Origin of the sequence: Stappia stellulata DSM 5886 (assembly GCF_000423705.1) — a bacterium.
In the GTDB taxonomy this organism is placed as follows: Bacteria; Pseudomonadota; Alphaproteobacteria; order Rhizobiales; family Stappiaceae; genus Stappia; species Stappia stellulata.
This window is the reverse complement of record NZ_AUIM01000011.1, coordinates 315,045-328,045: the sequence shown is the minus strand read 5'-3', so window position 1 is coordinate 328,045 and position 13,001 is coordinate 315,045. Positions and strand designations below refer to the sequence as shown.

Annotated in this window: 10 protein-coding genes; 1 reads left to right on the top strand and 9 read right to left on the bottom strand. The window is 66.2% G+C overall.

Features of this window, described 5'->3' with window-relative positions:
* Positions 1–10: 10 nt before the first annotated feature.
* Positions 11–1,342 (top strand): lyase family protein, encoded by a 1,332-nt coding sequence (locus tag G572_RS0109035; protein WP_029058186.1) that lies wholly within the window; start codon positions 11–13, stop codon positions 1,340–1,342.
* A 9-nt stretch (positions 1,343–1,351) separates the two neighbouring features.
* On the opposite strand, the gene G572_RS0109030 is transcribed toward G572_RS0109035, so the two are convergent.
* The 9 genes from G572_RS0109030 to mltA all read right to left on the bottom strand — a co-directional run bounded on the left by G572_RS0109030 (position 1,352) and on the right by mltA (position 12,887).
* A complete protein-coding gene (locus G572_RS0109030; RefSeq protein ID WP_029058185.1) occupies positions 1,352–2,296 on the bottom strand; it encodes an ABC transporter permease in 945 nt (314 codons plus the stop codon).
* Positions 2,293–3,372 carry an ABC transporter permease gene (locus G572_RS0109025; RefSeq protein WP_029058184.1) on the bottom strand — a complete coding sequence of 360 codons (1,080 nt, stop codon included), beginning with the start codon at positions 3,370–3,372 and terminating at the stop codon, positions 2,293–2,295. The genes G572_RS0109030 and G572_RS0109025 overlap by 4 nt, the downstream gene beginning before the upstream one ends.
* A complete protein-coding gene (locus G572_RS0109020) occupies positions 3,369–4,919 on the bottom strand; it encodes an ABC transporter ATP-binding protein (protein ID WP_037546285.1) in 1,551 nt (516 codons plus the stop codon). Before G572_RS0109020 ends, G572_RS0109025 begins: the two co-directional genes overlap by 4 nt.
* A 108-nt stretch (positions 4,920–5,027) precedes the next feature.
* Positions 5,028–6,032: a BMP family protein gene (locus tag G572_RS0109015; protein WP_029058182.1), complete on the bottom strand. Its 1,005-nt coding sequence runs from the start codon at positions 6,030–6,032 to the stop codon at positions 5,028–5,030.
* Between the two features lie 281 nt (positions 6,033–6,313).
* Positions 6,314–7,879, bottom strand: a complete 1,566-nt coding sequence (gene murJ, locus G572_RS0109010; protein WP_029058181.1) for a murein biosynthesis integral membrane protein MurJ — start codon at positions 7,877–7,879, stop codon at positions 6,314–6,316.
* Between the two features lie 55 nt (positions 7,880–7,934).
* Positions 7,935–10,748 carry a [protein-PII] uridylyltransferase gene (locus G572_RS0109005; protein ID WP_029058180.1) on the bottom strand — a complete coding sequence of 938 codons (2,814 nt, stop codon included), beginning with the start codon at positions 10,746–10,748 and terminating at the stop codon, positions 7,935–7,937.
* Positions 10,749–10,837: 89 nt separating this feature from the next.
* Positions 10,838–11,209 (bottom strand): helix-turn-helix domain-containing protein, encoded by a 372-nt coding sequence (locus G572_RS0109000; RefSeq protein WP_029058179.1) that lies wholly within the window; start codon positions 11,207–11,209, stop codon positions 10,838–10,840.
* Positions 11,206–11,808, bottom strand: a complete 603-nt coding sequence (locus G572_RS0108995; protein WP_029058178.1) for a Smr/MutS family protein — start codon at positions 11,806–11,808, stop codon at positions 11,206–11,208. Before G572_RS0108995 ends, G572_RS0109000 begins: the two co-directional genes overlap by 4 nt.
* On the bottom strand, positions 11,805–12,887 hold the full coding sequence (mltA, locus tag G572_RS0108990) for a murein transglycosylase A (RefSeq protein WP_208979070.1): 1,083 nt from the start codon (positions 12,885–12,887) through the stop codon (positions 11,805–11,807). The genes G572_RS0108995 and mltA overlap by 4 nt, the downstream gene beginning before the upstream one ends.
* Between the last annotated feature and the right edge of the window lie 114 nt (positions 12,888–13,001).

Genomic DNA, 13,001 nt, shown 5'->3' with positions numbered 1-13,001 from the left:
AGACCGACACATGGCGATCTCGCCGCTGGATTCTCCGCTCTACGCCGATCTCTTCGGCGATCCCGACACGGCGCGTCACTTTGAGGCGTCGGCGGAGATCGCCGCGATGGTGGACGTGGAAGTCGCACTTGCCCGCGTCCAGGGGCGGCTTGGCGTCATTCCCGAAGACGCGGCACAGGCGATTGCCGCCGGCCTTGCCGGCTGCGCCCCGACGGCCGGGAACATTCGCGCCGGGACGGCGGCCGCGGGCGTGCCCGTTCCCGCGCTCGTCGCCCATCTGCGCAAAAACCTGCCGAGCGCGGGGGCGGATCACCTGCATTTCGGCGCAACCTCACAGGACATCGTCGACACCGGCCTGATGCTGCGGCTGCAGCGCGTGCTCGAGCTGTTCGACCGCCGGCTTGCCGCGCTTGTCGATGCGCTCGTCGCACTGGCGGTGGAGCACCGCGCGACCCCGATGGCCGGGCGCACGCGCGGACAGGTGTCCACACCGGTCAGCTTCGGCCTTCGGGTCGCGAACTGGACCCTGCCGCTGGCACGGACCCTTGCGGATCTGCGCGCCATTTGCCGAACAGGCCTCACCGTCCAGCTCGGTGGCGCATCGGGCGATCTGTCCGCGATGGGACCGCAAGGCAACGCGGTCTGCAAGGCGCTTGCCGGGGAACTGGGGCTTGCCCCGGCCCACCCCTGGATGGCGGATCGCTGGCCGCTGGCAAACGTCGCGAACGCGCTTGCAGCCCTTGTCGGCGCCCTGGAAAAGATCGGCGCCGACGTGATGCTTTCCACCCGCTCGGAGATCGGCGAGTTGCGTCTTTCGGCCGCCGGCGGATCCTCCACCATGCCGCAGAAGCAAAACCCCGTCGCCGCTGAAACGCTGATCGCGCTGACCCGCCATGCGGCGGCACTGTCGACGCAGCTCGTCACGGCACCCGCCCACACGGAAGAGCGCGACGGCGCCGCGTGGATGGGCGAATGGCTGGTTCTGCCGCAGCTTTTCGCAGCCTGCGGGGCATCGCTCCTGCGGGCACAGGATCTCGTAACCGCACTTGAACCCCAGTGCGAACGTATGTCGGAGATCGCCTTCGGTGATGGCGGTCTTGCTCTCGCGGAGCGATTTTCCTTCGCGTTGGTCCCGCATGTGGGCCGCGCGCAGGCACAGGAGCTGGTCAAACAGGCCGCCATGGAGACCCGCGCCAGCGGACGCCCGTTGGTGGACTGTCTGACGGAACTGAGCGATGCGCCTCTCGACTGGCGGGCGCTTGCCGATCCGACCAGCGTTTGCGAACCGGCGGCGGCGATGACCGACGCACGGCTTGCGGAGATCCGCGCGCTCACCTCCTGACGAAGAGCCTCAGCGCTGGCCCTTGAAATAGGGCTTCAGCAGCGCGCGCGGATAATCCGCCTTGCGCGCCACGACGACGAGTGCGGCAATCGACAGGATATAGGGCAGCATCAGGAAGACCTGGCCTGGCACGAAAGACCCGACCTCGGTCTGCAAACGCACCTGGAAGGCATCGAAGGCGCCGAAGAGCAACGCGCCGATCAGCGCCTTGCCCGGCCGCCAGGACGCAAAGACCGTCAACGCGATACAGATCCAGCCGCGACCGTTGACCATACCGAAGAAGAAGGCGTCGAAGGCCGACATCGTGAGGAACGCGCCGCCGAGCGCCATCAGGGCCGATCCGGCGACGACGGTTCCAATCCTCAGCGCCATCACCGACAAGCCTTGCGCCTCGACGGCCGACGGATTGTCGCCGACAGCGCGGATCGCAAGGCCGAGCGGCGTGCGATAGAGCACGAAGCCGACCGCGACGACAAGCGCGAGCGCCAGAAAGGTCAGCGCGGTTTGCTGGAACAGCGCCGGCCCCAGAAACGGCAAATCGGAGAGGACCGGAATGTCGAGCGGCTGGAACGCCTCGATACGCGGCGGCGAGGAAACATCGGGCAGGGCCGTACGGTAGGTGTAGTAGCTGAGACTGGTTGCAAACAGCGTCACGCCGATGCCCGAAACATGCTGCGACAGGCCGAGCGGCACGGTCAGGATCGCGTGCAGGAGCCCGAAGGCGGCGCCGGCAAGCGCCGCGACCATCACGCCGCCCCAAAGTCCCGCGCCGAGCCAGGCGGCCATCCAGCCGGCCATGGCACCGGCGGTGAAAATGCCCTCGATGCCGAGGTTGAGCACGCCGGCGCGCTCGCAGAGCAGCGCGCCAAGCACGCCGAAGATCAGCGGCGTGGCGATCCGCAGCGCCGCCGCCCAGAAGTTTGCGGCCAGCAGAATGTCCAGAATGTCGCTCATGCCGCGCCCTTTCCCGTCCCGACACGAACGAAACGCACCTTGAAGCGCACGAACAGGCCGGACACCAGCACGCAGATCAGCGAGGTCGCGACCACGAGATCCGCCAGATAATTGGAGACGCCGATCGCCCGGCTCATGCTGTCGGCCCCGACAAAGATCCCGGCGATGAAGAGGGCAGCCACGACCACACCGACGGGCGACAGTCCGGCAAGCATGGCGACAACGATCCCGGCATAACCGAAGCCGGGCGACAGATCGGCGGTGAGATACCCCTTCAGGCCGGCGACCTCGCCGACGCCTGCGAGACCGGCAAGACCGCCGCTCAGAAGCGCAACGCGCAGGAAGGTCGCAGTAACGGGAATGCCGGCATGGCGCGCGGCTTCCGGATTTTCGCCAACGGCCCGGGTCTCGAAGCCCCAGACGGTGCGCTTGAGCACGATGTGAACCCCGAGAGCGGCAACCAGCGCCAGGATCAAGCCGGCGTGGACCCGCATGCGGTCCATCAGCTTGGGCAGCATTGCCTCGTCCAGCATCGGCTCCGACTGCGGCCATCCCATGCCCATCGGATCCTTCATCGGGCCTTCCAGCATCATCTGGACGAAGAGGATCACGACGAAGTTCAGGAGAAGCGTCGTCACCACCTCGTCCGCGCCGAGCCGGACCTTCAGGAGTGCCGGGATCAGCATCAAGAGACCGCCGGCCAGCGCCCCGGCCAGGATCACGGTCGGGATCAGCAAGGGGCCGGGAAGGGCGAGCGCGCCGGTGCCGACGGCAACCGCGGCGAGCGCACCGGCATAAAGCTGCCCCTCGCCGCCGATGTTCCAGAGCTTGGCGCGAAAGGCGACTGCGGCGGCGAGGCCGGTGAAGATCAGCGGCGTGGCGCGCGCCAGCAGCTCGGACATGGCGAAGGCCGAGCCGAAGGCGCCCTTGGCCATCAGACCATAGGCTTCAAGCACCGGCGCGCCGGCGGCGGCAATTGCAAGGCTCGCGACCGCAAGCGCGGCAACCGCCGCTATGACGGGGGCTGCGATGCGGCGCAGGGGCGAAACATGCTCGCGCGGTTCGAAGCGGATCATGCGGCCGCGTCCTCCGTATGCTGACCGGCCATCATCAGACCGACGGCGGCGCGGTTCAGGTCCTCGGCCGGGCGGGGCGGGCTGAGCCGTCCGCGATGAATGACGGCAATGCGGTCGGAAAGCGCGAAGAGCTCGTCGAGATCTTCGGAAATCAGGATCACCCCGGCACCGCGTCCGCGCGCCTCCAGCAGCCGGCGGTGAACGTCGCCGGTCGCGCCGATGTCGAGACCGCGTGACGGCTGGGCGGCAAGCACCACCGAGGGTTCGGCGTCGAGCGTACGCGCCAGAACGATCTTCTGGATGTTGCCGCCCGACAGCAGCCGCGCAACGGCATCGCCGCCCGGACAGCGAATGTCGTAGCCCGCGATGGCCTCCACCGCACGTGCGGCAATGGCGCGAAAGTCGAGAAATCCGAAGCGCTGATAGCGGGGCGAGCGGATTTCCTCGATCACGAGATTTTCCGCGACGCTCATCGCGCCGACGACACCGTCGCGGTGCCGGTCTTCGGGAATGCGCGCCACACCGGCGCGGATCATGTCGGCCGCGTCGTGCGCCCGGATCTCGCGGCCGGCGAGACGGATGTCGCCGCTGGTTTGCTGCTCAAGACCGGAGAGAAGCCGTGCGAGCATCGCCTGACCGTTGCCGGAGACACCGGCGATGCCGAGAATTTCACCCGCGTGCAGGTCGAAGCCAATGTCACTGACCGTGTCGCGACCCTCGCCGCAGGTGACGGCAGACAAGGACAGCAGAACCTCGCCCGACGCCTGCGGTTCGCGCCGGCTCATCGTCACCTCGTGACCGACCATGAGTTCGGCAAGCTTCTGACGGTCGCAGTCGACGGAAGGGAGATCCGCGACCTTGCGCCCGAGACGCAGCACCGCGATGCGGTCGGAGGCGGCCAGCACCTCGGCAAGCTTGTGGGAGATAAAGACGATCGCCAGCCCCTGGGCTGCAAGCGCCTTCAGCGTCTCGAACAGCGTGTCGGATTCCTGCGGGGTCAGCACAGCTGTCGGCTCGTCGAGCACCAGCACCCGCGCGTCGCGATACAGCGCCTTGAGAATTTCCACACGCTGCTTTTCGCCGACCGACAGGCGTGAAATCCGCGCGTCGAGGTCGACGACCAAACCGGAGCGGCGCATCAGGTCGTCAAGTTTCTCGCGCGCCGCGCGCGCGCCGCCGCCTGTCGAAAAGAGCGCCGCCGTGCCAAGCATGATGTTTTCAAGGACGGTGAGATTTTCGGCCAGCGTGAAATGCTGGTGTACCATGCCGATGCCGGCCTCGAGCGCGGCGTGGGGCGATCCCGGCTCCAACGGAACCAGCGTACCGTCGGCTTGCGCCACGCGCACGTTGCCCTCGTCAGCGACGTAGTGCCCGAACAGGATGTTCATCAAGGTGGTCTTGCCGGCACCGTTTTCGCCGAGCAACGCGACGATCTCACCACGATGGAGGTCGAGATCGACCGCCTCGTTGGCCGTCAGCGCGCCGAACCGCTTGGTGATCCCCGACAAGGACAACGCCACGGGCGGAGCTTCGACTGGCACCGTCATATCTGCATTTCCCCATGTCCCGGAAACGGCGCGGGCGGGCGTGGCCCGCACAGGCAAGCAAGAAGGAGACGCCGCCGCGACGCCAGGGGGCCGCGGCGGCGCAGGGGGTTACATCGTCGACTTGGGTTCGGCGTCGTTGACATTGACCCGGAAGAGCCCGTCGAGAATGTCCTTCTCGACCTTGCGTGCCGCCTCGACAGAGGCCGCATCGGCCAGCGTCTCGTCGACGACAAAGCTGCCGCCGCCATAGGACATGTAGCTGTACTGGCCGTAATCGGAGGGCTCGAAGCTGCCGCCGGAGACGTCCTCGATCACCCGGTCGATGGTCGGCTCCATGTGCCACAGCGCACTGGAAATGATCGTGCCGGGATAATCGGAGGCGGTGTCGATGACGTTGCCAATCGCCAGAATGTCCCGCTCCTTGGCGGCATCGGACACGCCGAAGCGCTCGGCGTAGAGAATGTCCGCGCCCTTGTCGATCATCGCAAAGGCGGATTCCTTGGCCTTGGGCGGATCGTACCAGGAGTTGATGAAGGTCACGAGGAACTTGACGTCCGGGTTGACCGCGAGCGCGCCCTCCATGAAGGCGTTCATCAGCCGGTTGACCTCGGGGATCGCATACCCGCCGACCATGCCGATGATGTTCGATTCCGTGGCTTCGCCGGCGATCATGCCGGTCAGATAGCTCGGCTCGTGGATCCAGTTGTCGAAGACGGCGAAATTCGGTTTGGCCGGGCCGAAGGACGACCCCATCAGGAAGGCCGTGTCCGGATACTCGGCGGCCACCTTGCGCGCCGCGCGCTCCACGGCGAAAGCCTCGCCGACAATCAGGTCCATGCCGGCTTCGGCATATTCGCGCATCACGCGCTCATAGTCGGTGTTGGCCACGTTTTCCGAGTAGGTGTAGCTGACGTCGCCACGCTCCTTGGCCGCGGTCAGGGCCTTGTGAATGCGGCCGACCCATTGCTGCTCGACCGGGACCGTGTAGATCGCCGCGACCTTGAGCGGCTCGTCTGCGGCCATCGTCGGCAGGCCGGAGCCCGTCACGACAATCGCTGCCGCAAGGCCGAGCACTGCCCGACGCGTCCATGCGATACGGTTCAGGATTTCCATCTGACTCCCCCTGGCATTGTTCGTATGCCGAGATCAGCCCGATGCCAGGCAAACTGCCCAAACGCACAAGAGCTGATCGCTTCTGTCGTTTCACGCATCCGAAATAATACCAAGGCCAGAAGGGCCTCACACACCGGACGCCGACTGAATTGGATCATAAATTGATCATGCTCACAACGCGGGCAGTCATCCGGTCGTCATTTTTTTGAACAAATGGACAAAGTTTGATCGTTTGGTCAAAAATTGAGCCGTCTTCAGTGCCGGCGCCCATCGGAGCGTTGTCAGCTCACGCGGCGCGACCGCAGGCCACGAAGGGCGGCTTTCAGGTCCACCGCACCGGTCAGATGCACAAAGGCGGCGAAGAGAACCAGTCCGGCTAGCACCAGCAGCGCCAGCGCCCCGAACCGGCCGAACACCGACGCACCGCCGAGCCAGGGTGCGAGCAGCTGCGCGCCCGCATAGATACCGCCCCCCATCAGCACGCTCGCCAGTGCCAGAAGCGGAAGTCGCTTCAAAGCCCCCGCGTCGAGGCGGAAATGACCGCGCCGCCACAGCGTCACCGCCAAAAGGCCGCTGTTGACCCAGCCGGCAAGCGTGGTTGCAAGCGCAATTCCGACATGTCCGAGAAAGGGCGCCAGCGCAAGCGCGCCGACAACATTGACCACCATGCCGATGCCGGCGAACCACATTGGCGTGACCGTGTCCTCCCGCGCGAAGAAGCCCGGCGAGAACACCTTGTTGAGCACGAAGGCGGGCAGGCCGGCGGCGAAGGCAATCAGCGCCGCTGTCGTTGCGCTCGTCGCCTCCGCTCCGAAGGCGCCACGCTCATAAAGCACAGAAACGATGGCATCCGGCACGACGATCAGGGCAACCGTGGCCGGCAAGGTGAGCGCCAGTGCGAACTCCATCGCCCGGTTGAGCGTATGGTTGGCGCTCGCATCCGCCCCGGACCGCAGAGACCGCGACAGATCGGGCAGGAGCACGACGCCGATGGCGATGCCGACGACGCCGAGCGGCAGCTGATAGATCCGGTCGGCATAATAGAGATAGGACACCGCGCCGGCCTGACCGGAGGCGATGATCGTGCCGACCGCGATGTTGATCTGGGTGATGCCACCGGCGGCGATGCCCGGAACGCCGAGCTTCCACAGCCGCTTGACCGAAGCGGTCAGGCGCGGGCGTCGCCAGGGAATGACAAATCCCATGTGACGCACGGCACCGAAGAGAAGCGCAAGCTGGGCAATGCCGGCCACCGTGACGCCGCCGGCAAGCGCGACACCGAGTGTCACCCCCGGCTGAAGGTTGACATACCAGATGCCGGCAAGCACCGAGATCATCACGATGTTCAGGACGACGGGCGCGAAGGCCGCGGCTGCAAAGCGCCGGTAGGTGTTGAGAATCCCGGAGAGAAACGCCACCAGCGACATGCACAGCAGATAGGGAAAGGTGATCCGCGACAGGAGCACGGCGAGGTCGAACTTCTCCGGCTCGGCCGTAAACCCGGGGGCCAGCACATAAACGAGCGCCGGCATGAACACCTGCGCGAGAAGCGTGACCGTCACAAGGGTCCACAAAAAGGCCGCGAGGATCTCGCCGGCGAACCTTTTTGCCCCCTCGTCGCCGCCTTCCTCGACCGAGCGGGCAAAGAGCGGCACGAAGGCGGAGTTGAACGCGCCTTCGGCAAACAGCCGGCGGAACAGGTTGGGAAGACGGAAGGCGACGAAAAAGGCGTCTGCCACCGGTCCGGCACCGACAAAGGCGGCGATCATCACGTCGCGGGCGAAGCCGAGCACACGGCTCGTCATCGTCGCGCCGCCGACGGTCGCGAAATTGCGCAAGAGGCTCATCGTGGCGCGCCGCGGTCGGCAGCCGCCCCCAGAGCCCCCTTCAAGTTTCGAACCATCACGCCGCTCCAAGGCGCGGCTTGCGCCGCTTCGCCGGTTCGTCGCCGGCCTCCGATTTCACTGCTTCGCGCAAGCGGTCGCGGATCAACTCCTGGCGACCGATGTTGCCGACCTTCTGGCCGGTCAGATCGGTCACATAGAAGACATCGACCGCACGCTCGCCGAAGGTCGCGATATGAGCGGAATTGATGTTGAGATTCAACGCCGAAATTGCACGCGTCAGATCGTAGAGCAGGCCGGGTCGATCGAGGCCGGAAATCTCCAGGACTGTATGGCGGTTCGACCAGGAATTGTTCACCAGCACCTCGGCCTCGACGCGAAACGGCTTGGCACGGGCACGCGCCGCCGCCTTGTTCGCAACCTTCTCCGGCAGCTGCTCCTGACCGCGCAAGGCCTGCTCGATCAGTCGGCAGATCCGCTCGCCGCGGCGCAGCTCATCGGCGTCGTCCGGCAATTCCCGGGACATGAAGATCGTGTCGAGCGCGAAGCCGTCGGTGGTTGTGTCGATCTGCGCGTCGACGATATTCGCCCCGGCGACGAAACAGGCGCCGGCGATGGTGGACAGGAGTTTCGGGTGATCGGCCGCCATCACGGTGATTTCCGTGACCTCTTCGAACGCATGGGCGACAACGCGGGAGGAGAACCCCGACTTGCTCGCATCCGCCTCCCGGATCAGACGCGCATCGGCAATCTTGCGGTCAAGCGGCACGCGCAGCCAGTAGGCCGGGTAATGCCGATCCAGATAGGCTTCGCGCGCCTCGGCCGGCCAGTCCGGCAAGGCCTCGACCAGTTCGGCCTTCGCCGCGGCGACGCGCTGGTCGTGCGGCAGCAGGCTGTGGCCGCCGGTCAGGAGCGGTTCGCATTCATAATAGAGCGTACGCAGCAGCTGGCCTTTCCAGCCGTTGAAGACATTGGGGCCAACGGCGCGGATGTCGGCAACGGTGAGGATCAACAGCAGTTTCAGCCGTTCCAGACTCTGCACCTCGCGGGCGAAGTCCTCGATGGTCTTCCGGTCGGCGAGGTCGCGCGACTGCGCGGTCGTGCTCATGTCGAGGTGATGCTCGACCAGCCAGGCGACGGTGTCCGTTTCTGAAGACGACAGGCCGAGGCGCGGGCACAGCCGGCGTGCGATGCGGGCGCCGGCGATGGAATGATCCTCCGGACGGCCCTTGGCAATGTCATGCATCAACATCGCCACGAAGAGCACCTTGCGGTTCTGGATCGACTTGATCAGATCGGTGGAGAGCGGATGATCGTCGCCCGCCTCGCCGCGCTCGATCTCGCCAAGCACCCCGATCGAACGCAACAGGTGCTCGTCGACGGTATAGTGGTGGTACATGCTGAATTGCATCATCGCGACCACCTTGCCGAAGTCCGGCAGAAAGCGCCCGAGCACGCCGACCTCGTTCATCTTGCGCAGGATGGTCTCCGGATCGCTGCGCGAGGTCAGCACCTGAAGGAACAGGCGGTTGGCCTCCGGGTCCTCGCGCACCGCCGCCGTGATCAGCTTGAGCGAGCGCCGGACCCGTTTCAGCAGTTCCGGATGCAGCATGACCGAATGCCGGTCGGCGATGGCGAACAGGCGGATGAGATTGACCGGGTCCTTCTCGAAGGCGCCCTCGTTCGCCAGATTGAGCCGCCCGTTCTCGATCACGAAATCCGGGTGGCCGGACAGCACGCGGCGCTTGCGCCTGCCGGTGAGCTGGCCGATCAGCCGCGACAAGGGCTGCGGCTGCTTGGCGTGCTGCTCTTCCAGCGCGGCACAGAAGATCCGGGTGAGGTCGCCGACGTCCTTGGCCACGAGGAAGTAGTGCTTCATGAAGCGCTCGACGTCCTTCATCCCCGGATGCTGGGTGTAGCCGAGGCGAATGGCGATCTCGCGCTGGACGTCGAAGGACAGCCGCTCTTCCGGACGCCCGGTCAGGAAATGCAGGTGGCAGCGCACCGCCCAGAGAAAATCCTCGCCCTTCTTGAAGCGATTGTAATCCCCGCGAGAAAAGACGCCGGCCTTTACCAGCCCCGAGCCGGAGCGCACCCGATAGAAGTATTTCGAGATCCAGAAGAGGGTGTTGAGATCGCGCAGCCCTCCCTTGCCCTCCTTGATGTTGGGCTCCACAAGGTAACGCGACGTCCCCTGGCGGCGGTGGCGCGTGTCGCGCTCCGCAAGCTTGGCGGCGATGAACTCCGGGCCGGTTCCGGCGACGACGTCCTTGTCGAAACGTTCGACGAGTTCCTCGTAGAGATCCGTGTCGCCCCACACGTGCCGGGCTTCCAGGATCGCTGTGCGAATGGTCATGTCGGCCTTCGACAGCCGCAGGCACTCCTCCACGTTTCGGGTCGCGTGACCGACCTTCAGCCCGAGGTCCCAGAGCATGTAGAGGATGTATTCGACGATCTGCTCGCCCCAGGGGGTCTGCTTGTAGGGCAGCAGGAACAGCAGGTCGACATCGGAACCCGGCGCCAGCGTCCCGCGTCCATAACCGCCCACGGCGACCACCGACATGCGTTCGGCGGCCGAGGGGTTTTTCGCCCGGTAGACGTGGTAGATCGCAAAATCGTAGATCACCCGCAGGATCTCGTCCTGGACGTGGCTGAGCCGGCGCGCGCACAAGGTGCCGCCGCCGTCATCGAACAGCCGTTCCTCGACGACCTTGCGCGCGTCGCGCATGACCTCCTTGAGGCGGGCGAGGACCCGGGCGCGGATAGCCGGATCCGACCCGTCGCCCTCCGACTTCGCCGTCAGGGCGGTCAGTTCCTCGCGCAACGCCGTGGAATCGATAAGACCGGAAAACGCTGCCGCTGACTTGTTCATGGTCTCGTTTCGGTCCTTTGCATTCAAAGACGAAGGGTCGCACCGACCCTAAGTGCTGGCCGGGACAGGGTCGAGTCCGTGCTGCAGGGTCACACGCCGTCCCGCGCAGCCGCCGCCTTCAATTGATGCAGCAGATGCGTCAGGCTGTCGCGCGACAGTCCGGAAATCTTGGTGGCGAGAACATTTGCAAGCTCGGTCGCCTCCGGATCCAGCCCAGCGGTTTCGATGGGAATCTTCGGATCCGACAATTCCGCCAGCCGCTGCAGCTCTTCCGCTTCATCCCAGATGACATTGAAGAAGGCGATAATGCGCTGAACCATGAACCACGTCGGCCGGCCGCGGCGGCCATGCTCCAGTGCCGACAGATAGGCGGGCGAAACCGACAGCGCTGCCGCCATTTGCGACAGGGTGACCCCGCGTTTCCGGCGGTGTTCGCGCAACCGCGCGCCGAAGGGGGTCATGTGCGCCCCCGTCCGGCCTTGCGGACCCGCACGTAAAGCGCGCCGCCGCCGCCATGGCCGGCATGCGCCTCCTCGAAGCCGACGACAAGCGGTCGGAACTCGGCAAACGACAGCCATTGCGGTACCACCCGCCGCAACACGCCGCGTCCGTCCGCCGAAAGACTGCCGCCGGGACCGCCTTTGCCGGTGATCACCAGAACCAGCGAACAGCCCTGCGCCTGCGCCTGGGCGAGAAACCCGCGCAATCGCACATGCGCCTCGGCCTGCGTCAGCCCATGCAGGTCGATCCGCGCATCGATGGCACGGGTGCCACGCGCCAGCTTGCGGCGCTGGCGCGGCTCCAGGGGGGCGAGAGGGGTTAGCGGCGGCGGGGCAGGGGGCGCCTTGGGACGCATGGCCGCGACGGCGCGCGGCGCGGGCGGACGTTCACTTCCCATCACCGGCGCCGGTGGCGCGGCGGTCTCGCCCTGGTCTTCGGTGGTGGCCGCCTGTTTCGACCGGCGGCCGGACTCAAGCGGCGTGACATCCGCCGTCACTTGCGCCCAGAGCCTGCGCTCGTCCGAAGACGGCTGCCGCGCGCGCCGCCGCCGTACGGTCACGGCCGGGGCTCCGGAACCGGAGGGTGAGGATGCAGGACGATCATCTCCGCCGAATGCTGGACACCGCCAGCCTGCCGCCCGGCCGCATCTCCCGTTCCGAAAAAGATATCGCCGCGTGCGGGCCCGACAATCGCCGACCCGGTGTCTTCCGCGATCATCAGTCGGCGGAATGTCCGCTCCTGCCCGTCCGCGACCGCAGGCAAGGTCGCCGACACGAAGACCGGCGTTCCATAAGTATGGAGCGAGGCGTCGACCGCGAGGCTGCGCCCGGCGATCAGCGGCAGCCCCGCCGCCCCGACCGGACCGTCGTCGGGGCCGAGTTCGTCGATCTCGCGAAAGAAAATATACGACCGGTTGCGGCGCAGGACGTCGTCGATCTCTTGCGGATTGTCCGCCAGCCACTTTCGCAAAACCGACATGGTGACGGTTCCCGGTTCGGCAAGACCGCGCTCGATCATCACCCGTCCGATCGGCGAATAGGGGTGGCCTGTCTTTCCGGCATAACCGACCCGCATGCTCCCCCCGTCTGCAAGGCGGATACGCGCCGACCCCTGTACGTGAATGTAAAAGGCGTCGACCGGATCGGCGAGCCAGACGAGCTCCAGCCCGCGTCCGGCCAGCGCTCCGTCCATGATGGCACCGCGGTCGGGCGCCTCGACCAGACGCCCGGTCTCAGTCCTGAAAGCATGGGTCAGATCCGGCGCCAGACCATCCGGACGCGGCATGTCGGACAGGGGCACGAGTTCCGCTGGCTTGCGCAGAAGCGGCGTGCCGTGAAGGGAATCAGACTGGCGCGCGCCGGCAAACTCCGGTTCGAAATACCCCGTCACGAACCCCTTGTCGGAAATTCGGTACGGCCGGAAGGCGGTTTCGAAGAACCGGCGCGCGGCACCGCTGTTTTTCGATGCAGCCGCGCTCCCGGCTGCCTCGCAAAGCGCATGACGGTCGTCGCCGGACAGGCCAGCCGTGACCGGCGCGGCGCGGTCCTCGCAATGACGAAGAAACGCGGCAAGCGCCGCGTCGTGATCGTCGTCTTGCCAGCCCGGAATTTCGGAAAACCGCAAGGGTTGCAGGGGCATGCCTGTCTCCGCAGCGCCGGCGCGCATCGGCGTCCCGTCCGCTCCCGCCCGCATGTCCGCAAGGGCGAGACCGGTCAACACGAGGACCGCAAGAGAAACGCGGCCCCCCGCGCG